At 41.4% G+C, this 25,733-nt stretch carries 23 protein-coding genes and 2 riboswitches; of the genes, 22 read left to right on the top strand and 1 reads right to left on the bottom strand.

Annotated elements, in window-relative coordinates; genetic code table 11:
- Positions 1 to 167: 167 nt before the first annotated feature.
- Positions 168 to 265: riboswitch (purine riboswitch) on the top strand.
- Between the two features lie 186 nt (positions 266 to 451).
- The 5 genes from IGI54_RS06495 (at position 452) to purB (ending at position 5,413) form a co-directional block, all read left to right on the top strand.
- Positions 452 to 1,033, top strand: coding sequence for a xanthine phosphoribosyltransferase (locus IGI54_RS06495; RefSeq protein WP_071862735.1), 582 nt, complete (start codon positions 452 to 454; stop codon positions 1,031 to 1,033).
- A gap of 1 nt (position 1,034) precedes the next feature.
- Positions 1,035 to 2,318, top strand: a complete 1,284-nt coding sequence (locus IGI54_RS06490; protein WP_071862734.1) for a nucleobase:cation symporter-2 family protein — start codon at positions 1,035 to 1,037, stop codon at positions 2,316 to 2,318.
- Between the two features lie 145 nt (positions 2,319 to 2,463).
- Positions 2,464 to 2,952 carry a 5-(carboxyamino)imidazole ribonucleotide mutase gene (purE, locus tag IGI54_RS06485; protein WP_379945540.1) on the top strand — a complete coding sequence of 163 codons (489 nt, stop codon included), beginning with the start codon at positions 2,464 to 2,466 and terminating at the stop codon, positions 2,950 to 2,952.
- Positions 2,945 to 4,066, top strand: coding sequence for a 5-(carboxyamino)imidazole ribonucleotide synthase (gene purK / locus IGI54_RS06480; protein ID WP_430620229.1), 1,122 nt, complete (start codon positions 2,945 to 2,947; stop codon positions 4,064 to 4,066). Before purE ends, purK begins: the two co-directional genes overlap by 8 nt.
- A 51-nt stretch (positions 4,067 to 4,117) precedes the next feature.
- The gene (purB, locus tag IGI54_RS06475; protein ID WP_430620228.1) at positions 4,118 to 5,413 is read left to right on the top strand and encodes an adenylosuccinate lyase; all 1,296 of its coding nucleotides are present in this window, start codon (positions 4,118 to 4,120) and stop codon (positions 5,411 to 5,413) included.
- A gap of 42 nt (positions 5,414 to 5,455) precedes the next feature.
- Here the strand turns inward: purB and IGI54_RS06470 are convergent, their stop codons facing one another.
- Positions 5,456 to 5,857 (bottom strand): hypothetical protein, encoded by a 402-nt coding sequence (locus IGI54_RS06470; protein WP_430620227.1) that lies wholly within the window; start codon positions 5,855 to 5,857, stop codon positions 5,456 to 5,458.
- A gap of 226 nt (positions 5,858 to 6,083) precedes the next feature.
- Here IGI54_RS06470 and purC point away from each other — a divergent pair, with 226 nt between their 5' ends.
- The 17 genes from purC (at position 6,084) to IGI54_RS06385 (ending at position 25,600) form a co-directional block, all read left to right on the top strand.
- Positions 6,084 to 6,800 (top strand): phosphoribosylaminoimidazolesuccinocarboxamide synthase, encoded by a 717-nt coding sequence (gene purC / locus IGI54_RS06465; protein WP_430620226.1) that lies wholly within the window; start codon positions 6,084 to 6,086, stop codon positions 6,798 to 6,800.
- A 2-nt stretch (positions 6,801 to 6,802) separates the two neighbouring features.
- Entirely contained in the window at positions 6,803 to 7,057 is a 255-nt protein-coding gene (purS, locus tag IGI54_RS06460; protein WP_430620225.1) for a phosphoribosylformylglycinamidine synthase subunit PurS, read from the top strand.
- Position 7,058: 1 nt separating this feature from the next.
- The gene (purQ, locus tag IGI54_RS06455; protein WP_430620224.1) at positions 7,059 to 7,739 is read left to right on the top strand and encodes a phosphoribosylformylglycinamidine synthase subunit PurQ; all 681 of its coding nucleotides are present in this window, start codon (positions 7,059 to 7,061) and stop codon (positions 7,737 to 7,739) included.
- Entirely contained in the window at positions 7,739 to 9,958 is a 2,220-nt protein-coding gene (purL, locus tag IGI54_RS06450; protein ID WP_430620223.1) for a phosphoribosylformylglycinamidine synthase subunit PurL, read from the top strand. The genes purQ and purL overlap by 1 nt, the downstream gene beginning before the upstream one ends.
- Positions 9,943 to 11,382, top strand: a complete 1,440-nt coding sequence (purF, locus tag IGI54_RS06445; protein ID WP_430620222.1) for an amidophosphoribosyltransferase — start codon at positions 9,943 to 9,945, stop codon at positions 11,380 to 11,382. The genes purL and purF overlap by 16 nt, the downstream gene beginning before the upstream one ends.
- 178 nt (positions 11,383 to 11,560) lie before the next feature.
- Positions 11,561 to 12,604, top strand: a complete 1,044-nt coding sequence (purM, locus tag IGI54_RS06440; protein ID WP_430620221.1) for a phosphoribosylformylglycinamidine cyclo-ligase — start codon at positions 11,561 to 11,563, stop codon at positions 12,602 to 12,604.
- Complete coding sequence (purN, locus tag IGI54_RS06435; RefSeq protein ID WP_430620220.1) at positions 12,601 to 13,188, top strand: phosphoribosylglycinamide formyltransferase; 588 nt, start codon at positions 12,601 to 12,603, stop codon at positions 13,186 to 13,188. The genes purM and purN overlap by 4 nt, the downstream gene beginning before the upstream one ends.
- Positions 13,169 to 14,701, top strand: coding sequence for a bifunctional phosphoribosylaminoimidazolecarboxamide formyltransferase/IMP cyclohydrolase (gene purH, locus IGI54_RS06430; protein WP_430620219.1), 1,533 nt, complete (start codon positions 13,169 to 13,171; stop codon positions 14,699 to 14,701). Before purN ends, purH begins: the two co-directional genes overlap by 20 nt.
- 9 nt (positions 14,702 to 14,710) lie before the next feature.
- The gene (gene purD, locus IGI54_RS06425; protein WP_430620218.1) at positions 14,711 to 15,961 is read left to right on the top strand and encodes a phosphoribosylamine--glycine ligase; all 1,251 of its coding nucleotides are present in this window, start codon (positions 14,711 to 14,713) and stop codon (positions 15,959 to 15,961) included.
- A 262-nt stretch (positions 15,962 to 16,223) separates the two neighbouring features.
- Positions 16,224 to 16,652 carry a DUF3788 family protein gene (locus tag IGI54_RS06420; protein WP_430620217.1) on the top strand — a complete coding sequence of 143 codons (429 nt, stop codon included), beginning with the start codon at positions 16,224 to 16,226 and terminating at the stop codon, positions 16,650 to 16,652.
- Between the two features lie 123 nt (positions 16,653 to 16,775).
- Positions 16,776 to 17,753, top strand: coding sequence for a GMP reductase (guaC, locus tag IGI54_RS06415; protein WP_216429085.1), 978 nt, complete (start codon positions 16,776 to 16,778; stop codon positions 17,751 to 17,753).
- Between the two features lie 149 nt (positions 17,754 to 17,902).
- Entirely contained in the window at positions 17,903 to 19,324 is a 1,422-nt protein-coding gene (locus tag IGI54_RS06410; RefSeq protein ID WP_430620216.1) for a PLP-dependent aminotransferase family protein, read from the top strand.
- Positions 19,325 to 20,050 carry a nitroreductase family protein gene (locus tag IGI54_RS06405; protein WP_430620215.1) on the top strand — a complete coding sequence of 242 codons (726 nt, stop codon included), beginning with the start codon at positions 19,325 to 19,327 and terminating at the stop codon, positions 20,048 to 20,050.
- Positions 20,051 to 20,092: 42 nt separating this feature from the next.
- Positions 20,093 to 20,257, top strand: a riboswitch (M-box (ykoK) riboswitch).
- Between the two features lie 250 nt (positions 20,258 to 20,507).
- A complete protein-coding gene (gene mgtA / locus IGI54_RS06400; RefSeq protein WP_430621481.1) occupies positions 20,508 to 23,114 on the top strand; it encodes a magnesium-translocating P-type ATPase in 2,607 nt (868 codons plus the stop codon).
- Between the two features lie 149 nt (positions 23,115 to 23,263).
- Positions 23,264 to 23,431: a hypothetical protein gene (locus tag IGI54_RS06395; RefSeq protein ID WP_430620214.1), complete on the top strand. Its 168-nt coding sequence runs from the start codon at positions 23,264 to 23,266 to the stop codon at positions 23,429 to 23,431.
- Positions 23,432 to 23,504: 73 nt separating this feature from the next.
- Positions 23,505 to 24,614: a pyruvate dehydrogenase (acetyl-transferring) E1 component subunit alpha gene (pdhA, locus tag IGI54_RS06390; protein WP_430620213.1), complete on the top strand. Its 1,110-nt coding sequence runs from the start codon at positions 23,505 to 23,507 to the stop codon at positions 24,612 to 24,614.
- Between the two features lie 2 nt (positions 24,615 to 24,616).
- Positions 24,617 to 25,600, top strand: a complete 984-nt coding sequence (locus tag IGI54_RS06385) for an alpha-ketoacid dehydrogenase subunit beta (protein ID WP_430620212.1) — start codon at positions 24,617 to 24,619, stop codon at positions 25,598 to 25,600.
- The last annotated feature ends 133 nt before the right edge of the window (positions 25,601 to 25,733 follow it).

Raw genomic sequence — 25,733 nt, 5'->3', positions numbered from 1 at the left:
ATCCTAGTTGAATTGCCAATTTTTTTGAATTGATTTCGTCTTTCTTCTTATTATAAAGTGAGATATTCATTTAATTCAGCTATAATTCTTCTCATTTGAAATGATTCTAGTTTACAGTGAGAATCTTTCTGCTATAATAATTTTCATATTTCATAAACTTCAGTGAAAATTTTCACTGGCAGTGAACTTATATATCGTCATAATATGGATGACAGTTTCTACCTTGTGCCGTAAACGCAAGACTATAAGTAAAAATCGTACGGTTGCGTACCTTTTTTGCTTTGCAGATGGGGTGCGTTTTTTGTATTAATCAAAAAACGACAAGAACGAATGCAATTCTTTTTTTATGGCTAACTAAGCAGATGACATGCGACCGGCAAAATATCTTGCTATAGTAAAGAAAATAAAATGGAATGGTACTCGATTTGAAATAGGAAAAGGAGAATGGATAATGAAAGAATTGACAGATCGCATTAAAGAAAATGGCAGAGTTTTAGGCGAAGGTGTTCTGAAAGTCGATGAATTCATCACGCACCAAGTAGATCCTGAATTGATGGATGCGATGGGGAAACGTCTGGCAGAAGTATTCGCGGAAAAAAAGATCACTAAAGTAGTGACAATTGAAGCATCAGGGATTGCTCCGGCTGTTTATGCCGCACAAGCTTTAAAGGTACCGATGATCTTTGCCCGTAAATCAAAAAGCCTAACAATGGACGAAGAGCTATTGACTGCATCCGTTTATTCTTTTACAAAACAAGTAACTAGCACCATTTCAATTTCTCGTAAATTCCTTTCTGCAGAGGACAATGTGTTATTAGTCGATGATTTTCTAGCGAACGGCCAAGCGGCTAAAGGATTGATTGAACTGTGTCAACAAGCGGGAGCAAACGTGGCTGGGATCGGGATTTTAATTGAAAAATCCTTCCAGGATGGACGCCAACTGATTGAAGACATGGACATTCCAGTCGTCTCTTTAGCAAGAATCTCTTCCTTACATGACGGTAAAGTGACATTTATCGAGGAGGACGCATAGAGTGACAAACGAAACAAGTAATGGAAAATCAGCAGTTTTAGGGTTGCAGCATCTTTTAGCCATGTATGCAGGAGCTGTGGCCGTGCCGCTGTTGATCGGTACGGGGTTAGGTTTTAATGAAGCGCAAATGACGTATTTGATTTCCATTGATATTTTCATGTGTGGGGTAGCTACACTTTTGCAATTAACAGTCAACAGATTTTTCGGGATCGGGCTGCCGGTTGTTCTAGGCTGTGCCATCCAAGCAGTAGCACCACTGATCTTGATTGGACAAACACAGGGTGTCGGAACAGTCTACGGGTCGATCATTGCGGCTGGAATATTTGTAGTTTTAATTGCTGGCTTCTTTTCAAAGATTGAAAAGCTGTTTCCGCCGATCGTTACTGGAACAGTCATTACAACGATTGGTTTGACACTAATCCCAGTTGCTACAACGAAATTAGGTGGCGGCGATGCATCGGCTAAAACTTTCGGCGATCCAACCAATTTACTATTAGCCTTTATTACGATTGCCTTGATCTTAGCTGTTCAAGTTTTTGGTCGCGGGTTTATTCGTTCAATCGCTGTATTAGTAGGACTGGTTGGTGGCACGATTTTAGCGGCATTATTAGGCCAAGTCGACCTAGCCGCGATTGGTCATGCGCCGATGTTCCATGTCCCACAGCCTTTTTACTTTGGGACACCGAAGTTTGAACCATTTTCAATTCTCTTAATGATTATTATTTCCATCGTCAGCATGGTAGAGTCAACGGGTGTTTACTTTGCTTTAGGCGATATTACCGGCAAAAAAGTATCTCAGGATGATTTGAAACGTGGGTATCGTGCAGAAGGCCTGGCAGTTATTTTAGGCGGATTATTCAATACGTTCCCTTATACTGGTTTTTCACAAAATGTTGGGTTGGTTCAATTATCCGGCATCAAAACCCGTCGTCCAATTTATTTTTCAGCTATCTTCTTGATTATTCTGGGCCTGTTCCCTAAAGTGGGAGCTTTGGCGCAAATTATTCCTGAGCCGGTTTTAGGCGGGGGAATGCTCGTGATGTTTGGAATGGTCGCGGTCCAAGGGATGAAGATGCTTTCGAAAGTTGATTTTAACGATGAGAAAAACTTATTGATTATCGCAATTTCAATTGGTTTTGGTTTAGGTTTTAACGCCATGCCGACACTTTTCGCGAAGCTGCCTGAAACGGTTCAAATGTTTACTGGTAATGGAATCGTGATGAGTAGTTTGTCAGCGATTGTATTGAATCTATTATTCCACGGTTATAATCGTAAAAATAGTTAAAAAAGAACGCGGCGTTTGCCGCGTTTTCTTTTTTATGAAATAAACACGAACATTAGATTGTAAATATCAAATAATATTCGAATTCTCTTTTGACTTCCCTTTAGTTGCTTGCTAAAATAAGCATGAATAATGAAAGGAGCAAATCATGAATCCAGAAGTTGCAGTTATCATGGGGAGTACCTCTGATTGGGAAACAATGAAACACGCTTGTGAAAGTCTCGAGGAGTTGGAGATTTCTTATGAAAAAAAAGTTGTTTCAGCACATCGTACGCCTGATCTAATGTTTGAGTTTGCGGAAAAGGCCAGAGAACGCGGCATTAAAGTTATTATTGCAGGAGCCGGAGGAGCCGCTCATTTACCAGGCATGGTAGCGGCTAAGACGACCTTGCCTGTGATTGGTGTACCAGTGCAATCAAAGGCTTTAAATGGCTTAGACTCCTTATTATCGATCGTTCAGATGCCGGGCGGGATTCCGGTGGCGACGACGGCGATTGGAAAAGCTGGGGCAACGAATGCGGGACTACTTGCGGCTCAGATGCTTTCAATGTATGATAAAAAGGTAGCTGAACGTTTAGCAAAGAAACGTCAGCAAATGACACAAACTGTAGTGGAAAGTAGTGAACAACTTGGTTAAACCTTTACAACCAGGCTCTACGATTGGAATCGTAGGCGGAGGGCAATTAGGCCGAATGATGGCTATCAGCGCGAAGGAAATGGGTTTTCGAACGGGAATCATTGATCCGACAGAAGATTGTCCAGCTGCGCAAGTTTCAGATTGGCATATCGTGGCCGATTATGATGATCAAATGGCTTTAGAAGAAATGGCTAGAAGATCACAAGCAATTACTTATGAATTTGAAAATGTGGATGTTGATACGATCAATCAAATCCAGCATTTTGCTAATGTTCCTCAAGGGACGGACTTACTAGCCATCAGTCAAGACCGTTTGATGGAAAAATCTTTCTTGGAAAATAATAATATTGTGATCGCGCCTTACGCGACGATCATTAGTCCGACGGATATTCAAGATGCGATTGAAGGCATTGGCTACCCGTGCGTCTTAAAAACAACTCGTGGCGGTTATGACGGTCATGGGCAATATGTTTTAAAAAGTACAGCTGACCTAGCACCTTCCATGAATTTACTGCGTCAAGGGACCTGTGTCTTAGAAGCATGGATTCCCTTTGAAAAAGAATTATCCGTCCAAGTAGCGGGAAATAATATCGGCGACTACGTAACGTTTCCAGTCGTTGAAAATATCCATCGCAATAATATTTTGCATGAAACGATCGCGCCGGCGGGAATTGACACGGCGGTAGCTAAAGAAGCAAGTCGAATCGCTAGAGTTATCGCTGAAGGCGTGGAATTAGTCGGCACCTTATGTGTAGAATTCTTCCTGACCAAAGCTGGTGCCTTATATGTGAACGAGATCGCACCACGTCCACATAATTCTGGCCATTATACGATTGAAGCTTGTTCGTTGAGTCAGTTCGAGGCCCATATTCGTGGGATTTGCGGTTGGCCTTTAAGCGAACCAAAATTATTATCGAATGCCGTGATGGTGAATATTTTAGGCGAGAATCTTTTAAAGACCTATGAATTAATTGATTTGTGGCCGGACTGGCACTTTCATTATTACGGCAAAGCAATGCCGAAAAAAGGTCGCAAGATGGGGCATATCACTATTTTAACGGATAGTATCCAACGAACTTTGGATGATATCAAGAAGACTGAGACGTGGGATTAAAAACAGATAGTATTAAAAATTCTTTCATTAAGTAGAAAAAAGGAGCGTAACATGATACCTCGATATAGTAGAGCGGAAATGGCAAATATTTGGAGCGATGAGAATCGTTATAATGCGTGGCTGGAAGTGGAAATTTTAGCGGATGAAGCTTGGGCGGAACTAGGGGAGATTCCCAAGGCGGATGTTGAGAAAATTCGTGCAAATGCCGGTTTTGATATTGACCGTATTTTAGAAATTGAACAATCAACTAAACACGATGTCGTTGCTTTCACCCGTGCGGTTTCTGAAACACTAGGTGAAGAACGGAAATGGGTTCACTATGGCTTAACAAGCACCGATGTGGTAGATACAGCCTACGGATACTTATACAAACAAGCCAATGATATCTTACGTCAAGATCTGCAAGACTTTTTAGCCATCATTGGAGAAAAAGCCTTGGAACATAAAAATACGGTTATGATGGGGCGGACCCACGGGGTTCACGCGGAACCGACGACCTTTGGTTTGAAATTGGCGACTTGGTATTCTGAAATGAAACGTAACATCGAACGCTTCGAACACGCGGCTAAAGGAGTTGAAGCAGGAAAAATTTCTGGTGCGGTGGGAACCTTCGCGAATATTCCGCCATTTGTAGAAGAATTTGTGTGTGAAAAATTAGGAATCCGCCCACAAGAAATTTCTACCCAAGTCTTGCCCAGAGATTTACATGCCGAGTATTTTTCTAGCCTATCATTGATTGCGACTTCGATTGAACGTTTTGCAACAGAGATCCGCGGCTTGCAAAAATCGGAAACCCGCGAGGTGGAAGAATTTTTCGCTAAAGGACAAAAAGGTTCATCGGCGATGCCTCATAAACGGAATCCGATCGGTTCAGAAAACATGACCGGCTTGGCACGGGTCGTTCGCGGTCATTTAATTACTGCCTTTGAAGATGTGGCTTTGTGGCATGAACGTGATATCTCCCATTCTTCAGCTGAACGAATCATTACACCGGATACGACGATTTTAGTAGATTATATGCTGCACCGTTTTGGCAATATCGTTAAGAATTTGACGGTCTTCCCAGAGAACATGAAGCGTAATATGGATGCGACCTTCGGCTTGATCTATAGCCAACGGGTTATGTTGAAATTGATCGATAAGGGAATGACCCGGGAAGAAGCGTATGACTTAGTTCAACCAAAGACCGCGTATGCTTGGGATAATCAAACCCAGTTCCGGCCATTGCTTGATGCCGACGAAAAAATCACCAGCATTTTATCTGCTGCTGATTTGGACGACGCTTTCGATTATAATTATCATTTAAAAAATGTTGACAAGGTTTTCGAACGTGTTGGCATTAAATAGAAAAAGACCTTCTTGCCGTTTTCGGTAAGAAGGTCTTTGCTTTTATGCGTAAGAAAACAAATCCGTACAGCAGCTTTCGTTCAGTTGCTGCAGCAAGCAATCAATCAATTGATAGTCATATAAGACGGAATTCAGCCGAATCTCGATTCGATAAGAATTCTTTAAGAAAGAATGCTGCTTCAATTGTCGAATGACTAATTGATCGTTTGTGGTATTGGAAAAGTGTAGTGTTTGCATCGGTTGAGCTTTATTTGGTTTAAAGATTTTTTTTAAGTTGCGGTAAGAATAGAAGCTGGTGTTGCAATTCAAGGCATGGGTACTATCTAATCCTAACAGTGCGTTCAGTAGTCGTTGCTTGTTGATTTCAGTCATTGAATCTAGAAATTTTTGAGCTGTTGAGGGCGTCTCTAACATAAGCAATTCCTCCATTAATATCATTCGCATTTAATATACCACCCATTTTAAAAAATGTAAACGTTATCTCAAAAATGTTTGTGAAAAAGGAATGAGCGTTCTTGGTAAAACACGAACGATGAAGATGTTTTTGAATTATAATATCCGATAAAATGTTGAATTATTTTTTTTCAGTTGTTACACTAAGGATGAAATAAAAAAGCGAATGATTTTATGCGAATTGTAGCGAATGTTCACAAAAAGGGAGCGTAACAAGGTGGAAAAAGGAACTTTATTGTATGAAGGAAAAGCAAAACAATTATTTCAAACAGATGATCCAGAGGCCATTTGGGTCGAGTATTTAAATCAAGCGACTGCTTTGAATGGCGCAAAAAAAGACCAAATCAATGGTAAAGGCGAACTAAATAATCAAATCACCAGCTTAATCTTTGATTTTTTAGCGGGCAAAGGAATCAAGAATCACTTTATCAAACGACTTTCAGCTACTGAACAATTGATTCAATCAGTGGAAATCATTCCTTTAGAAGTGGTTGTTCGAAATGTAGCAGCGGGCAGTTTTTCAAAACGCTTGGCTATTCCAGAAGGAACCGCTTTGAAAAAGCCAATTGTCGAATTTTATTACAAAAATGATGCCTTAGACGATCCAATGATCATTGATGATCATATCCGCTTTTTGGAAATTGCGACCGATGAAGAGTTGGCAATACTACGTCACATGGCTTTAGAAGTCGATCAAGCGTTGATTGAATTGTTTGATTCAATGGCGATTCAACTCATCGACTTTAAATTAGAATTTGGACGGCAAAAGGATGGCACGATTCTTTTAGCAGATGAGATTTCTCCTGATACGTGTCGTTTGTGGGACAAGAAAACGCAAGAGCATTTAGACAAAGATATTTATCGTCGCGACTTAGGCGACATTATTCCTGTGTATCAAGAAGTATTAAATCGATTAGAAAAGCGAGGAGAATAAGCATGTATTTTGTAAAAGTCTACGTAACATATAAGGATTCTGTGTTAGATCCCCAAGGAGAAGCAGTCAAAGGGGCAGTTCATCGTTTAGGTTATGACGAAATTGAAGAGGTACGGATCGGTAAATATTTTGAGATCAAAGTCGCTAAAAGCGATCGCCCAGTAGAAGACATGATCGAGGAAATTTGCGACAAATTATTAGCCAACGTGAATATGGAAACTTATCGTTATGAAATCCAAGCAATGGAGGAAGTCTAAGATGAAATTTGCAGTCATTGTTTTTCCTGGCTCAAATTGCGACATGGACATGTATTGGGCGATGAAGGAAATCATGGGGGCGGATTGCGAATACGTCCGTCATGATGCAACAAGCTTGGCTGGCTTTGATGGTGTACTATTACCTGGCGGTTTTTCTTATGGTGATTATTTACGCTGTGGCGCGATCTCTCGCTTTTCTAATATCATGTCAGAAGTTATTCGGTTCGCTGAAGAAGGCAAACCAGTCTTTGGAACATGTAATGGCTTTCAAATTTTAACGGAAGCAGGTCTGTTACCCGGGGCATTACGCCGCAATGAGTCCTTAAAATTTATTAGCAAAATCACTCCATTACGTGTTGTGAATAACCAAACAAAATTCACTTCTGAATATGAAGCGGATGAGATCATTCAAATTCCGGTCGCTCACGGTGAAGGAAATTATTATTGTGATGAAGCGACCTTGACTGAGCTAAAGGCGAACAATCAAATCGTCTTTACCTATGAAGGAGAAAATATTAACGGCAGTGTAGAAAATATTGCCGGAATCACTAATCAAGCAGGAAATGTTTTAGGCATGATGCCACACCCGGAACGTGCGATGGAAATCCTTTTAGGTTCTGAGGATGGCAAAAAATTCTTCGCCTCTATTTTAAAAAATTTCGGAAAGGTGACTGCAAACTAATGATGAAATTAGAACCGACAGCGCAAGAAATCAAAGAACAACGAATCTATGCCGAATGGGGCTTGACCGATGAAGAATATCGCTTGATTTCTGAAGATATCTTGGGTCGCATGCCGAATTATACTGAAACAGGACTATTTTCGGTAATGTGGAGCGAACATTGTTCGTATAAAAATTCAAAGCCCGTTCTACGCAAATTTCCGACGGAGGGGCCGCAGGTTCTTCAAGGACCCGGTGAAGGTGCCGGGATCGTGGATATTGGTGATGGACAAGCAGTTGTCTTTAAAGCTGAAAGTCATAATCATCCTTCGGCGGTAGAGCCTTATGAAGGCGCGGCAACAGGTGTCGGCGGGATCATCCGTGATATTTTCAGCATGGGCGCTCGTCCCATCGCAATTTTAGATTCGTTACGCTTTGGTGAATTAAACACACCTCGGACGAAATATTTAGTAGAAGAAATTGTCGCTGGGATCAGCGGCTATGGAAATTGTATCGGTATCCCAACAGTCGGCGGCGAAGTAGCCTTTGATCCTTGCTACGAAGGGAATCCTTTAGTGAATGCGATGTGTGTCGGCTTGATGGAGCACAAGGACATTCAAAAGGGTCAAGCTAAAGGTGTCGGCAATTCTATCATGTATGTAGGGGCTAAAACAGGGCGTGACGGCATTCACGGAGCGACCTTCGCTTCTGAAGAATTTGTTGAAGGAGAAGAACAACAACGTTCGGCGGTTCAAGTCGGCGATCCATTTATGGAAAAGTTATTATTGGAAGCTTGTTTGGAATTAATTTTGGATCATGCAGATATTTTAGTCGGTATCCAAGATATGGGAGCAGCTGGTCTGGTTTCATCTAGTTCGGAAATGGCCTCAAAAGCTGGTTCGGGCTTGAAGCTTTATTTAGATGATGTACCGCAACGGGAAACCCATATGACCCCTTACGAAATGATGTTATCGGAGTCACAAGAGCGGATGCTGATTTGTGTTGAGCAAGGGCATGAAGCAGAAGTCGTGGAATTATTCAAACGTTATGAGCTAGATGCGGTGACGATTGGTGAAGTAACGGATGACGGGCTGTATCGTTTGTACCATCACGACGTTGAAGTCGCCAATTTACCAGTCGATGCTTTGGCTGAAGACGCGCCGGTTTACCAAAATGAAAAACGCGAACCTGCCCGGATCAAAGAATTCGCTGCAATGGACGAGTATCAACCGGAGGTGAAGGATGCTTCGGAAGTATTGCTACAATTGTTGCAACAGCCAACCATCGCTTCAAAGCGAATGATCTATGAAACCTATGACTCACAAGTACGCACCAATACGGTAGTTCGTCCCGGCAGTGACGCAGCTGTTTTACGAGTTCGTGGAACCCAAAAAGCGCTGGCGATGACCACTGACTGTAATGCGTGTTACTTGTATTTGAATCCAGAAATCGGCGGACAAATCGCGGTAGCGGAAGCCGCCCGAAATATCGTCGCTTCTGGTGGTCAACCCTTGGCGATCACCGATTGCTTGAACTATGGTTCACCAGAAAAACCAGAAGGCTTTTGGGAATTATGGACATCAGCTGACGGAATCTCTGAAGCTTGTCGAACATTGAATACACCGGTTATCTCAGGCAATGTCTCGATGTATAACGAAACCAATGGCAAAGCCATCTATCCAACACCAATGATTGGAATGGTTGGTTTGATTGAAGACTTGAGTCATATTACGACGCAAGAATTTAAACAAGCTGGTGATTTGATTTATGTTGTTGGTGAAACTAGCAATGATTTCAACGGCAGTGAATTGCAAAAAATGCAAAAAGGATTGATTGAAGGTCAATTAATGGACTTTGACTTAACGGTGGAAAAAGCCAATCAAGACTTTGTTCTTTCTGCAATTAAAGCCGGTTTGATTGCCAGCGCCCATGACTGTGCGGAAGGTGGACTAGCGGTAGCCATCGCTGAATCGGCTTTTACTAATCAATTAGGAGTGGAAGCAACCGTTGCGATGCCCGTTGAAAATCTTTTTGCTGAGACACAATCACGCTTTGTTTTAACCGTTAAACCAGAAAATCAAGCAGAATTTGAAGCGCTAGCTGGAAATAAAGCAGTCATGATCGGGACGGTTACTGATTCTGACGAGATTCATTTGACAGCAGAAGGTGCTTCGATCAACGTAGCAACAAAACAGGCACAAGAATTATGGGAGGAAGCCATTCCATGTCTAATGAAGTAAGAAGTTTAAATGAAGAATGTGGCGTTTTTGGCATCTGGGGTCATCCAGATGCCTCTCGCGTCACTTATTTTGGCTTGCATAGTTTACAGCATCGCGGACAAGAAGGTGCTGGGATCGTCTGTAATGATGCGGGGAAATTAACCGGACATCGCGGGCTAGGTCTATTGTCGGAAGTTTTTAAGGATGAGCAGCAGTTGAACCATTTGACTGGTCAAGCTGCGATCGGTCACGTTCGTTATGCGACAGCTGGCAATAGCAGCGTGGACAATATTCAGCCTTTCTTATTTAATTTTTACGATGGTGCTTTTGCCTTGGCCCATAATGGCAATTTGACGAACGCCAAAAGTTTACGAAAAGAATTAGAACAAAATGGCGCGATTTTCCATTCCAATTCAGATACGGAGATCTTGATGCACTTAATTCGCCGTAGTCATAAAGCGACGCTTTGTGAGCGAATGAAGGAAGCTTTGAATACCGTCAAAGGTGGTTTCGCCTATTTGATGTTAACGGAAGATTCAATGGTTGCAGCCCTTGACCCTAACGGTTTTCGCCCATTGTCAATCGGACAAATGGTCAATGGGGCGTATGTAGTCGCTTCGGAAACTTGTGCGCTGGAAGTCGTTGGTGCAAGCTTTATCCAAGATGTTAATCCCGGAGAAATTATTACAATCGACGACGACGGACTAAGAGTGGAACAATTTACGCAGGAAACGCAGCACGCGATTTGCTCAATGGAATATATTTACTTTGCTCGTCCGGATTCTAATATTGCCGGCGTCAATGTTCATAGCGCCCGCAAAAATATGGGACGTATTTTAGCGAAAGAATCAGCAATCGAAGCTGACATGGTAGTCGGCGTGCCGAATTCTTCATTATCAGCAGCCAGCGGTTACGCAGAAGAATCAGGAATTCCTTATGAGATGGGCTTGGTAAAAAACCAATATGTCGCTCGAACCTTTATCCAACCAACACAAGAATTACGCGAACAAGGGGTAAGAATGAAACTGTCTGCCGTTCGTGGCGTAGTTGAAGGGAAACGAGTGATCATGGTAGACGATTCTATCGTTCGGGGAACCACTAGCCGTCGAATCGTCAATCTTTTGAAAGAAGCAGGTGCAAAGGAAGTTCATGTTCGAATCGCTTCACCGCCGTTACGTTATCCTTGTTTCTATGGAATCGATATTCAAACGCGGAAAGAATTGATTGCCGCGAATCATTCCATTGAAGAAATGCGAGAAATGATTGGAGCTGACTCCTTGTCCTTTTTAAGTGAAGACGGCTTGATCAATGCAATCGGCTTAAAATTTGACGCACCTTATTCAGGGCTATGTATGGCGTACTTTAATGGTGATTATCCAACACCGTTATACGATTACGAAGCACATTATCAAGCAACTTTGAAAGAAAAAACCTCGTTTTATTAAAATAATGGTATACGCTATGACAATAAGAGTCATTTTTCGTTTTTTGAAAAATGATTTCTAAGATTAGGAATAAGCCCTATGAATAAAAAATAGTCGAATGGTATACGGCATGAAGATCAAACTCATTTTTTGCTTTCGAGAAAAATGAATACTTTAATATGAATAAGGAGCGGATCGTGTGGGAAATGCATATTCTAAGGCTGGCGTAGATGTTGAGGCTGGTTATGAAGTGGTTGAACGGATCAAAAAGCATGTAAATAGAACGGAACGCTTAGGTGTAATGGGGGCAATCGGTGGGTTTGGCGGCTGCTTTGATTTAAGTTCGTTTCAATTAAAAGAGCCGGTGTTAGTTTCTGGAACAGATGGTGTAGGCACAAAATTAATGGTGGCAATCCAAGCAGACAAACATGACACGATCGGGATCGACTGTGTGGCGATGTGTGTCAATGACATTGTGGCCCAAGGCGCGGAGCCACTTTACTTTTTAGATTACATTGCTACAGGAAAAAATATTCCGGCTCGCTTGGAGCAAGTGGTGGCTGGTGTGGCAGAAGGTTGCGTCCAAGCGGGGGCGGCCTTGATTGGTGGCGAGACGGCTGAGATGCCGGGGATGTACGGGGAAGACGATTATGATTTAGCCGGCTTCACCGTTGGGATCGCAGAAAAAAGTCAAATGATCACTGGTGAAAAAATCAACACCGGCGATCTCTTGGTAGGTTTGCCTTCATCAGGCATTCACTCCAACGGCTATTCGCTCGTCCGTAAAATTTTCTTTGAAACAAATAGCTTTTCAATCAATGAAAAATTACCGGAATTGACTCAAGAACTAGGCGAGGAATTATTGACGCCGACACGAATCTATGTCGATGCGGTCTTACCTTTAGTTAAAAAGGAGTTAGTTACAGGAATCGCTCATGTGACTGGCGGCGGATTTGTAGAAAATCTGCCACGGATGTTGCCGGATAATCTAGCTTGTGAAATTGAATTAGGAACATGGCCGGTCTTGCCGATTTTTGACGCGTTAGCAAAATACGGGGAAATACCAGAAAAAGAAATGTACGAAATTTTCAATATGGGGATCGGTATGGTTTTAGCGGTTGCCCCGGGAAAATTAGAGGAATTACAAGCTGATTTGACTGCTCGTGATGAAGAGGCCTTTGTGATTGGTAAAGTCATTGAAAATGGAGCGGAACCAATCATTTTTAAAGGAGCAAGGGCATGAAAGTCGCTGTCTTAGCATCAGGAAATGGCTCGAATTTTGAAGTGATTGCTCAAGCATTCAAAGATCAAAAAATCGCTGGCGAACTGGTTTTACTGTTTTCGGATCATCGTGATGCGTATGTTTTAGAGCGGGGAAAAAAATTTAATATTCCTTGTGAGAGTTTCAAACTTAAAGAATTCACTGACAAGCGGAGCTACGAGGCAGCGCTGTTGAAATTATTGAAGGATTACGATGTTGAATTGGTAGTTTTGGCGGGGTATATGCGGATCGTAGGAAAGGAATTACTCGCTGCCTTTCCGCAAGCTATTATTAATATCCATCCGGCTCTACTGCCTAATTTTCCTGGACTGCATGGGATCAAAGACGCTTATGAAGCAGGTGTGTCTGAAACAGGAGTAACGATTCATTACGTCGATGATGGTGTCGATACTGGACCAATCATCGCACAAAGCAGGGTAGCCGTGGCTGCAACTGATACTTTGGAGAGCTTGGAAGAAAAAATTCATCAAGCGGAACATCATCTTTATCCGCAAGTTTTAGCGGAAATTGTAAAGGAGAATCATGATGAAAAGAGCATTAATTAGTGTTTCAGATAAAACAGGGATTATTGAGTTTACTAAAGGATTGGTTCAAGCTGGAATCGAGATCGTTTCCACCGGCGGGACGAAAAAAGCTTTAGACGAGGCGGGAATTCCAACCTTGAGCATTGACGAAGTGACAGGATTTCCTGAAATGATGGATGGCCGTGTAAAGACGCTGCATCCAAAAATCCATGGCGGATTATTAGGCCGACGCGACGTAGCTAGCCATCTGGATGCTATGAAGGCTCATGATATCCAACCGATCGATTTTGTCTGTGTGAACTTGTATCCTTTCAAGGAAACGATCTTAAAGCCTGAAGTCACAGAAGCCGACGCGATTGAAAATATTGATATCGGTGGACCAAGTATGCTGCGTTCAGCGGCGAAAAACTTCAACGCTGTGACAGTGGTTGTTGATCCAAAAGATTATCCTCGCGTATTAGATGAGTTAAAAGAACAAGGGGAAACAAGTTTAGCGACACGGAAGAGCTTAGCCGCGAAAGTTTTCCGCCACACTGCAGCCTATGACGCGCTCATTGCAGAATATTTAAGCCAGCAAGTGGCAGAAACAGAACCAGAAAAATTAACGCTGACTTATGAACTGAAACAAACATTGCGTTACGGCGAAAATAGTCACCAGCAAGCGGCCTTTTATCAAAACGCCTTACCTATTCCTTATTCTATTGCCAACGCGCAGCAGCTTCACGGCAAAGAACTCTCTTATAATAATATCAAGGATGCCGATGCGGCGATCCGCATCGCTCGTGAATTCAGCGAACCAACGGTAGTCGCCTTGAAGCATATGAATCCTTGTGGCATCGGCAGTGGCAAAACGATTTTCGAAGCGTATCAATTTGCTTATGAAGCAGATCCAACTTCAATTTTTGGTGGGATTTTAGTGGCAAATCGTGAAGTTGATTTAGCGACAGCAGAAGAAATGCATAAATTGTTCTTAGAAATCATTATTGCTCCAAGCTTTAGCCAAGAAGCTTTCGATGTTTTGTCCGGTAAAAAAAATCTGCGTTTGATGACCCTTGATTTTTCTGATCAAGCAACGACTCAGCAGGAGATTGTTTCTGTTTTAGGCGGATTACTGGTTCAAGATCAAGATGTAATTGAAGAAGATCCAGAAAGTTGGGAAGCCGTGACCGATCGTAAACCGACGACCGAAGAATTAGCAGCGTTAGCTTTTGCTTGGAAAGCGGTGAAACACGTGAAATCCAACGCCATTGTGGTAGCCAATGCACATCAAACTGTTGGTGTCGGTGCGGGTCAAATGAATCGCGTCGGCTCAGTCAAAATAGCCTTGGAAGAAGCGAAAGGTCGAATGGAGGGTGCTGTGTTAGCAAGTGATGCCTATTTCCCGATGAATGACAGTGTTGAATATGCGGCGCAGCATGGGATCAAGGCCATTGTTCAGCCAGGTGGCAGCATTCGTGATAAAGACTCCATCGAAATGGCGAACAAATATGGTGTTGCGATGGTCTTCACTGGCGTGCGTCATTTCAGACATTAGGAGGATTTTATGAAGATATTAATAATCGGCAGCGGTGGTAGAGAGCATGCAATCGCCAAAAAAATATTGGACAGTCCACAAGTAACAGAGGTTTTTTGTGCGAAAGGTAACCCGGGAATGGTCCAAGATGGGATTCAAGTCGTTGATATCGCAGAAGATGACCATAAAATGTTAATTGCCTTTGCAAAAAAAAACGCAATTGACTGGACGTTTGTCGGTCCGGAAATTCCATTGCTAAATGGAATCGTCGATGATTTTCAACAAGCTGGACTAGCGATTTTCGGCCCGAATCAAGCAGCGGCGATGATTGAAGGTTCGAAGGAGTTTGCTAAAAAGCTGATGGTAGATAATCAGATTCCTACCGCTGATTACGCCGCGTTCACAGATTATCAAGCGGCTTGTGATTATGTCACAGAAAAAGGCGCACCGATCGTTATCAAAGCGGATGGTTTAGCCGCGGGTAAAGGTGTGACGGTGGCGATGACGCTGGAAGAAGCACTGCAAGCGTTGAAGGAAATGATGACCGATCATCGTTTCGGCGAGAGCGGCGACAAAGTTGTGGTAGAAGAATTTTTAGCCGGTGAAGAATTTTCGTTACTAGCCTTTGTTAAAAATAGAAAAGTCTATCCAATGGTGATTGCTCAAGACCATAAGCGTGCTTACGACAATGACGAAGGTCCGAACACTGGTGGCATGGGGGCTTATTCACCTGTACCACAAATATCGGAAGCAATGGTTGAAAAAGCGATAGCAGAAATTCTGCAACCGGCAGCTGACGGTATGGTGAAAAATGGCACGCCTTTTACTGGGATTCTATATGCTGGTCTGATTGCGACTGAAGCAGGTCCCAAAGTCATCGAATTTAATGCACGCTTTGGTGATCCTGAAACACAAGTCGTTTTACCTCGTTTGACGAGCGATTTAGCTCAAATCATCAGTGATTTGTTAAAAGATCAAGAACCGGAATTAACATGGAGCGATCAAGCCTCAGTCGGTGTTGTTTTAGCAGCAGAAGGCTATCCAAACGACTATCAAAAAGGAATGCCGCTGCCAGACTTTAACGATCAAGTTACTGTTTATTACGCTGGTGTAACGCAAGGAACGAAACAAATGGAAGCTTCTGGCGGGCGCGTTCTAGTCGTGGAAGCTGAGGCCGATACAATTCAAGCAGCCCAAGCGCAAGTGTATCAAGCATTATCAAAAGCTGAAACAGCCGGCTATTTTTACCGAAATGATATTGGTTCCAAAGCGAATAAATAATTTCTCAGACGGTCGATTGACCGTCTTTTTTTGATTTCTTTTCATTTTTTAACGAGTTAATCAAAGCGTAGTCAAGCAAAGAAGGAATGTAGTGAGTTAATTAAAAGCAAGATTAAAAAAATGACAGTTCATATTAAAAGTGGTAGACTTAACATGAAAAAAAGATTAAAAAGGTGTGTAATTTTGAAGAAAAGCAAAAACAATCCAACAGTTCGGCTGTTAGGATTAAGGCTATTTTTTAGTATCGAAAGAGGCGAGAACCATGGAAAGTAAACAGTCTGATTCAGAGCACGAGAAAAAAGAATTACAAACGATTCTATCTGGACTCCCAAATTCTCAGTATTTGAAAATTTTACTAGCGCAAATCATGCGGCATTATGATCCTAAAATCACTTATATTTTTCAAAAAAAATCTGGTTGGCAGCTGATGATCGAACAATATGACGGTCTGCTTTGCCGCATTATCATTCATAAAGAATATTTTTCTGTTATTACTCCATTTCCAGATTTTGGGATCAATTATTTGACGCCGATGGTGAAAGTGATGTCCTCGGAATTCAGAGAGAAGTTTGAAGAGGTTTCGAAAAAGACCAAACAGATCGAAATGAAAGTGACCAATGAAGAAGAGATGGAAGATGTTATCTTTTTAATTAGTCTTCAAGCGAAAAAATTAAGGAAATACGAAAGTTAAAAAGTTAATGTTCGTGTTTTTTGAATTATTTTAAAAATAATCTTGCTTTTTAGTTGAAAATGTTGTAAATTACATAGGGCGATAGAGCCCTATGTTTTTTTATCTCAAACACTGGAGGCCAGTATGAAAGTATTTGATTATGAAGATATTCAGTTAATCCCGAATAAATGTGTGGTAAACAGCCGCTCAGAATGTGATACAACGGTCCAATTAGGAAAATTTAGTTTTAAGATGCCCGTTGTCCCAGCCAATATGCAAACAATCGTTGATGAAAACATCGCGGAGTTTTTAGCTGAAAATGGTTACTTCTATATTATGCATCGTTTTTACGAGGAAGAGCGCATTCCTTTCATCAAAAAAATGCAAACTCGCGGCTTATTCACATCAATCAGTGTAGGTGTGAAGGGTTATGAATATGATTTTGTTAAACAGTTAGCAGAAGAAAAATTGAACCCTGATTTTATTACGATCGATATTGCTCACGGACACTCAGATCCGGTCATCAATATGATCAAGCACATAAAGAAATATTTACCAGAAACATTTGTAATCGCTGGTAATGTTGGTACTCCTGAAGCAGTTCGGGAATTAGAAAACGCTGGTGCCGATGCAACGAAAGTTGGGATTGGACCGGGTAAAGTGTGCATCACGAAGATTAAAACCGGTTTTGGAACTGGCGGCTGGCAACTAGCAGCATTAAGCTGGTGTGCAAAAGCGGCTCGTAAACCGATTATTGCGGACGGTGGAATTCGCACTCATGGTGATATCGCGAAATCAGTTCGTTTCGGCGCAACGATGGTGATGATCGGTTCATTATTTGCTGGACATGAAGAATCACCTGGTGAGACCAAAGTGGAAGATGGAGTGGTTTACAAGGAATATTTCGGAAGTGCTTCAGAATTCCAAAAAGGCGAAAAGAAAAATGTTGAAGGAAAGAAAATTTGGATTCCTTATAAAGGTTCTTTAGAAGACACTTTAGTAGAAATGCAGCAAGATTTACAATCAGCCATTTCTTACGCTGGCGGAAAAGACCTTGAAGCTATTCAAAAAGTTGATTATGTCGTTGTGAAAAATTCAATTTTTAATGGTGATACCATCTAAATATGACCTGTTTAAGAATCTAAGACCTTTAAGGTTTTAGATTCTTTTTTTGCCAGCGACCTTTTTTGAAAGAAATCAAATGAGTAGATTGACAGTTGTGAATGATTGGGTTAGCGTTAAATCATCCAATAGTAAATGAGGGTTTGAAGATGTGGCAATTAACGAAAAAAAATAAATTACCGCTTTACCAGCAGATCATGGAGCAAATCATTGATTATATTCAAAACGGGACACTGTTGCCAGGGGATAAATTGCCGCCTGAAAGAAAACTGGCGGAACTTTATCAAATCAACCGTTCTACAGTGGTGCACGCGTTGGATGAATTGGTTAGTTTAGGGTGGGTGATTCGACGGCAAGGTAGCGGTACTTTGGTGAATGAAGGAAATTGGGGGCGTAGCACGACACCACGGGTGGATTGGCGGCGTTTGTTTACGCAAGAGGCTTATCCAACTGAGCCCTATGTAGAAGAAGTTCATCGATTATTAAAGGATTCAGCGGCCTTGGATCTTTATTCAGGCGAATTGCCATTGAATTTGATACCTGATTTTCGTTTTCCTTCTTATACCTGGGAAGATTTATTATTAGAAGAACGAAAGCAAAGCCCGTTAGGCTATGGGCCGTTACAGCAAGTTATTTGTCAGCGGATAAAAATGGAACAGAAGATTGATGTTTCTGCCGATCAAGTGTTGATTACTTCAGGTGCGCAACAAGCGATGTTTCTTTTGTTGCAAGTGATGTTGCAAAATGGGGATAGTGTTGCGATTGAAGATCCTTCCTTCCTATATTTATTACCGATTTTTGCCAGCGCTGGTGTGCGTCTTTATGGAGTTGAAATGGATCAGGAAGGGATGCGAATCGACAAATTGGAGCAGTTGATCTTGACTAAAAAAATCAAAATGATCATCGTCAATCCCACTTTCCAAAATCCCACCGGGTCAACCATGTCCGCCAAAAGAAGACAAGAATTGATTATTTTAAGCCAAAAATACCAGCTACCAATCATTGAAGATGAGGTCTTCAGTGAATTGAACTTCGGACCAATTCCTCCGTCCTTGAAGGAAATGGCTCCTCATCAAGTGATTCATCTCGGCTCGTTGTCGAAAATTTTTGGTTCCTCCATTAAAATCGGCTGGATCGTGGCAGATAAGGACTTGATTCAGCGTTTATCTGAGGCGAAGCAGATGATGGATTTTTCAATCAGTGTCTTTCCTCAAGTCATCGCTCATACTGCGCTGAATGATTCTAAGTTTCAAGCGAATCAAGAAATATTAGTAGCAGAATTAAAGGAACGAGGGGCAGCCTTTACCGCAGATGCTCAGCAGATTACGGAAGATTGGTCAATCTCGACTATTGATGGAGGCTTGTATGTTTATTTAACATGGCGGCACCAAAAGCTCAGCCGCAAAGACTGGAGCATCTTTTTACGAGAAAAACTTTTAGTCGCACCCTCATTCCTGTTTAGTAATGATACAATGGCTATGCGGGTTAATTACACACGCTTGACGAAGCAGGATCGACAACAATTTTTTAAAAGACTGCAAGTGATTTCAAAGCAATTAAGGAGGAACTAAATGAAGGCATTAGACGTGTTAAACAATCATCGGACGTATCGTAATTTTGATGAAGAGTATCAATTGTCAGACGAAGAATTGCAGCAGATTTTACAGGCTAGCTGCCAAGCCCCAAGCTGGATGAATGGTCAAATGTACAGCATCATTGTGGTGAAGGATAAAAAGATCCGGAAGCAATTGGTTGAACTGAATCCAGGTAATCCCCATATGTTGAAAAGCTCAGTCTTTTTAGTTTTTGTTGCTGATTTGAAACGGACAAAAAAAGTCGCAGAACATTATCAAGTGGATTATCCGATTAATCAAGGCATTGATCCATTGATTACTGCCATTACGGATACGGCTCTAGCGTTGGAAAATGCGGTAGTTGCAACCGAAGCTCTGGGATTAGGCAGTGTCATTGTCGGATCAATTCGTAAGGATATCGCTGAGGTAAGTAAATTATTGAATTTGCCGGATTATGTTTTTCCTGTTGCGGGTTTAAGTATCGGAAAACCCATCGTCGAGATGCGGGTCAAGCCTCGATTGCCAAAAGAAGCGGTTATTCATTATGATACCTATCAAGATTATGACTATCAATTGATTGAAGATTATGACGAAACGATGGAGATCTTTGCTGAAGCACGTGAAACTAAGCTTTGGAGCAAGAAATTTGCTGATTATTTTGGTCGAACTCCCAATCAGAAAATTGATGAGTTTCTGAAAATAAACAAATTTTTTCATGATTAAGTTTGACACAAAGAAATAACTGATTTATAGTGGAAATGAAATTAAAATAATTGTTAGGTGAGGCTCCTATACGGACACAGGCTACTGCCCAAAAATGTCGAGAGACGCCAATGGGTAGAACAGGAATCATCGTGAAGGTGATTCATAACGTAGCTGACAGATTCTGTCTACGCCCTATAGTGCTAAAGCTCGACGATGAACATGAATGAACTTTTCGCGCGTGCTCATTTTCGAGTGCGCGCTTTTTTTGTGAGTTCCACTTCGCGCTTTAAGCAGAATTTTCTACGTGTTAAGAATCTGCGAACTTGGAGCAAAAATTTTATAAGGCGGAAAAAAATTCACCGAAATAAATGAAAGGATGTGAGGAAGATGGAATATGATCATGAGGATAGTCGACCGAAATATAATTACCGTAGGACGACAGTATTCGTCCTGAAATTTAGGAGGAACCATTATGATGAACAAAAAAAACCTTCTTGCTCGCAAGAACAACAAAGACCAAGAATTAAAAAAATTGGCGATTCTTTCTGATCGTGATCTTTTCTTAAACTTGCGTACTTCATTGCAAGGATTATCTGAAGAGGATGCTCAAAGCCGGTTAGAAGAATATGGCCCTAATGAAGTCTCGGCTCAAAAACCGACTCCAGCTATTTTATTATTTTTACAAGCCTTTAATGATCCTTTTGTGTATGTTTTGGCCTTATTAGCGATCGTTTCATTGCTGACTAGTGATTTTGAAGCAGCGATAGTTATGACGATCATGATTCTTGCCAGTGTACTGATTACATTTATTCAAGAATATCGTTCACAAAAGGCCAGCATCGAATTGAAAGAAATGATTGAAAATACAGCGGCAATCACCCGGAATGGTGAAACGAAAGAAATTCCAATGGATGAAGTTGTACCGGGAGATATTTTGACATTAGCAACTGGGGATATGATTCCGGCGGACGCGGTCTTAATTTGGACTAAGGACTTATTCGTGAATCAGTCTTCATTAACCGGCGAATCTATGCCAGTGGAAAAATTTGTTCCCAAAGAAGCGGCGATCACTGAAGAAATGACCGCGTTAGATTTGACGAATCTTGTTTTTATGGGGACCGATGTGTTAAGTGGTCAGGGAAAAGCAATTATTTTAAAAACGGGACAACAAACGTTCTTTGGCGATATTGCCAAAAATGCGACTTCTAAGCGGGGCAAGACTTCCTTTGATATCGGTTTGAACCGTGTGAGTAAATTATTACTACGGATGGTTATGGTGCTCTTTCCATTAGTTTTCTTGATTAATGGTTTAACTAAGGGAGACTGGAGCAGCGCCTTCTTCTTTGCTATTGCGGTTGCTGTTGGTTTGACACCAGAAATGCTGCCAATGATCGTCAGCTCCAACTTAGCAAAAGGAGCATTGACCTTGTCTAAACATAAAGTAATCGTAAAAGAACTGGCTTCGATCCAAAACTTAGGCAGCATGGATGTTTTATGTACCGATAAAACTGGGACAATCACCGAAGATCGAGTTGTCTTAGTACAGCACCTAGATCCGCTAGGTAATGAGAATGAACAAGTGTTAGATTATGCTTTTATGAATTCGACGTATCAAACAGGCTGGAAAAATTTAATGGATATTGCAGTGATCAATTATTTTGAAGAGCAAGATCGGCAACTGCCTTTCCAAAGTATTCAAAAAATCGATGAAATTCCTTTTGATTTTTCTCGCCGTCGGTTGACCGTAGTAATGAAAACCGATCAACATCAATTGATGATTACTAAAGGAGCCGTTGAAGAAATGGCGGCTATTTGTAAATATGTCGAAATCAATGGTGAGATTTTAACATTAACACCAGAGATTCGTCAGCAATTACAAGCAGTCAATGAAAAAATGAACCGCCAAGGAATGCGGGTCATTACGGTAGCCGTTCGTCGAGATGCCCATGAAGAAGCCATCTATTCTACCGATGATGAAAAAGATATGACATTAATCGGTTTTATGGGTTTCCTAGATCCTGCTAAAGCTTCTGCTAAGCCAGCGATCAAATCTTTGCAACAACATGGTGTGGCTGTAAAAGTTCTGACTGGTGATAATGCCATCGTGGCACAAAAAGTTTGTCAAGATGTGGGAATCCCTGCTGAAAACTATGTATTAGGCAATCAAGTAGACGAAATGTCAGATGAAGAATTATATCAAGCAGCTGAAACAACGAATTTATTTGCTAAATTAAATCCAATGCAAAAGTCACGAATCATCGAAGCGTTACAAGGTAAAGGTCATACGGTTGGTTTTATGGGTGATGGGATTAATGATGCCCCAGCGCTTCGCAAAGCCGATGTAGGAATTTCAGTTGATACAGCCGCTGATATTACCAAAGATGCCAGCTCGATTATCTTGTTAGAAAAAAGCTTGAGTGTCTTGGAATACGGCGTAATCGAAGGTCGTCGTGTGTTCAGTAACATGATGAAATACATCAAGATCACTATCAGCTCAAACTTTGGGAATGTTTTCTCCATTTTAGTAGCCAGCGCCTTCTTGCCGTTTCTACCAATGCTGTCATTGCAATTGCTATTGCAAAACTTGATCTACGATATCGCACAGTTAACGATTCCTTGGGATAACGTAGATGAAGAAGAACTTCACACACCAACTAAATGGGAAACCAAAGGACTGCTAAAATTCACCTTATGTATTGGACCCATCAGTTCCGTTTTTGATATTTTAACCTTTTTCGTAATGTGGTTTATTTTTGGTGCGACAACGGTTGCTCAGCAAAATCTTTTCCAAACTGGCTGGTTCATGGTTGGTTTGACTACGCAAGCATTAGTTGTTTTGATGGTACGCACAAGAAAAATTCCTTTCTTACAAAGTCGTCCAGCCCCACAAGTTTTTATTAGCCTTTTAATGGCGGTTGTTGTAGGAATCTTAGTGGTAGTGACTCCTTTGGCTGAACAATTTGACTTTGTTCACTTACCTACAACCTATTGGTTCTGGTATATCGGGATCGTGATCGCTTATATGCTAGCAACCCAATTAGGTAAAGTTTTATATATTAAGATTGCAAAAGAGTGGATCTGAAATGTAACAGAATGGCGAACGACGCCATTCTGTTTCTTTTTTTGTGAAAAAGAGTAATAATCTTTTTTAAGCGTTTTTTTATTCACAAAGTTTTGAAAAGATAAAGAGCTAATTTTACCCTGATACACCAAAGCTAAGGAGGAATTCGTTTGGATATTCATTATCGCTACAAAAGCCTAAGAAAACCCAGGATAAAAGCAACTGCAGACTGTTTCACAAGGATAAAAAGTGAAACGCTTCAAAAAGTTCAGATTCTCAGAGCAAGTTTGTTGTCAATTGAATATAAAAATGCTAATTTAGAGAAGAAGGAGCAATAGCAATAATACAGATTGATTTGCTGTTGCACTGATAACAAGACTTAATTTACTTAAGAGAGGAAAGTGTGACACCATGGCAGAAAAAGAGTTAACGATTGATTTTGAAGCCTTACTAAAAGATGTAAACGCGGATTTCCCCGTGTACCAGGCATTGGATGAGGATGGAAAGATTGTAAATGAGAATTTAGTTCCTGACTTATCAGATGACGAACTAGTGGAATTGATGACTTCAATGGTTTGGTCACGTGTGTTAGACCAACGTTCGACTGCATTGAATCGTCAAGGACGTTTAGGATTCTTCGCGCCAACCGCTGGACAAGAAGCGAGTCAATTAGCCAGCCAGTTCGCATTCGAAAAAGAAGACGTTTTACTACCAGGTTATCGTGATGTGCCACAGTTGATCAAACACGGATTGCCTCTAGCAGAAGCTTTCTTATGGTCACGCGGACACGTTGCAGGAAACAATTATCCTGCTGATTTACAAGCTTTACCACCTCAAATCATTATCGGAGCTCAATATGTTCAAGCTGCCGGTGTGGCTTTAGGCTTGAAAAAACGCAACAGTAAAAATGTGGTCTTCACTTATACAGGTGACGGCGGTTCATCTCAGGGTGATTTCTATGAAGCAATTAACTTTGCAGGGGCGTATCATGCAAACGCTGTATTTTATATTCAAAACAACGGCTTCGCGATTTCGACACCACGTGAAAAACAAACAGCAGCTAAAACATTGGCACAAAAATCAGTTGCTGCAGGAATTCCTGGCATCCAAGTAGATGGTATGGACCCATTAGCTGTTTACTACGTATCGAAAAAAGCACGTGAATGGGCAGCCAACGGCAATGGCCCAGTGTTGATTGAAACCTTAACATACCGTTATGGACCACATACATTATCAGGTGATGATCCAACTCGTTACCGTTCAAAAGAAATGGATGACGAATGGACGAAGAAAGATCCATTGGTTCGCTTCCGCAAATATTTAACGGAAAAAGGATTATGGTCAGAAGAACAAGAAGAAAAAGTTATTGAAGCAACGAAAGAAGAAATCAAACAGGCGATCACGGATGCTGACCGTGTACCAAAACAAAAGGTTTCTGATTTCTTGAAAAATATGTATGAAGTACAACCACAAAACATCAAAGAACAAATTGAATTCTATGAAGCGAAGGAGTCGAAATAATCATGGCACAAAAAACAATGATCCAAGCAATTACAGATGCCTTAGCTCTGATGCTTGAAAAAGATAAAGAAGTTTTAGTTTTCGGTGAAGACGTTGGGAAAAACGGCGGGGTTTTCCGTGCGACTGAAGGTCTTCAAGAAAAATTCGGAGAAGATCAAGTTTTCGATACACCATTGGCTGAATCTGGTATTGCCGGACTTGGTTTTGGGTTAGCATTACAAGGCTTCCGAGCTGTTCCTGAAATTCAATTCTTTGGTTTTGTCTTTGAAGCGATGGATGAAATCGTTGGTCAAATGGCTCGTACGCGTTATCGCATGGGCGGCACACGTAATCTGCCTGTTACGATTCGTGCGCCATTTGGTGGCGGTGTTCATACACCAGAACTTCACTCAGATAATTTAGAAGGTTTAATGGCTCAATCGCCAGGTTTGCGAGTAGTGATTCCTTCAAATCCTTATGATGCAAAAGGACTATTGATTGCATCAATTCGTAACAACGACCCCGTTGTTTTCTTAGAACACATGAAGCTTTATCGTTCATTCCGTGAAGAAGTGCCAGAGGGAATCTACGAAGTGCCGTTGGATAAGGCAGCTGTTACTAGAGAAGGTACGGATGTTTCCATCATTACTTACGGTGCGATGGTTCGTGAAGCAGTGAAAGCTGCCGACAATTTAGCAAAAGAAAATATTAACGTAGAAATTATCGATCTACGTACGGTGGCTCCATTAGATGTAGAAACGATTATCAAATCGGTTGAAAAAACAGGTCGTGTTGTAGTTGTTCAAGAAGCTCAAAAACAAGCAGGCGTTGGGGCACAAGTTGTTTCAGAAATCTCTGAACGTGCAGTTCTTTCATTAGAGGCGCCGGTTGGTCGAGTTTCAGCTCCAGATACTGTTTTCCCATTTGGACAAGCAGAAGGCATCTGGTTGCCAAACGCGGCAGATATTGAGGCCAAAGTAAAAGAAATCGCTAATTTTAATTACTAGTTCTACTTCGTGCTTTAGCATGTTTAGTAGGTAGTATGCATACGAGATATGGCGTTTGTATGCCAAAAAATTCATTCGATAGTTACGAGCTAGTCCATTAACTGTTAATTAGAACTAGCCGAATGATATACGT

Origin of the sequence: Enterococcus sp. DIV0800 (genome assembly GCF_050559735.1) — a bacterium.
In the GTDB taxonomy this organism is placed as follows: Bacteria; Bacillota; Bacilli; order Lactobacillales; family Enterococcaceae; genus Enterococcus_A; species Enterococcus_A devriesei.
Note: the sequence above shows the minus strand (reverse complement) of the source record. Positions and strands in the feature narration are given on the sequence as shown.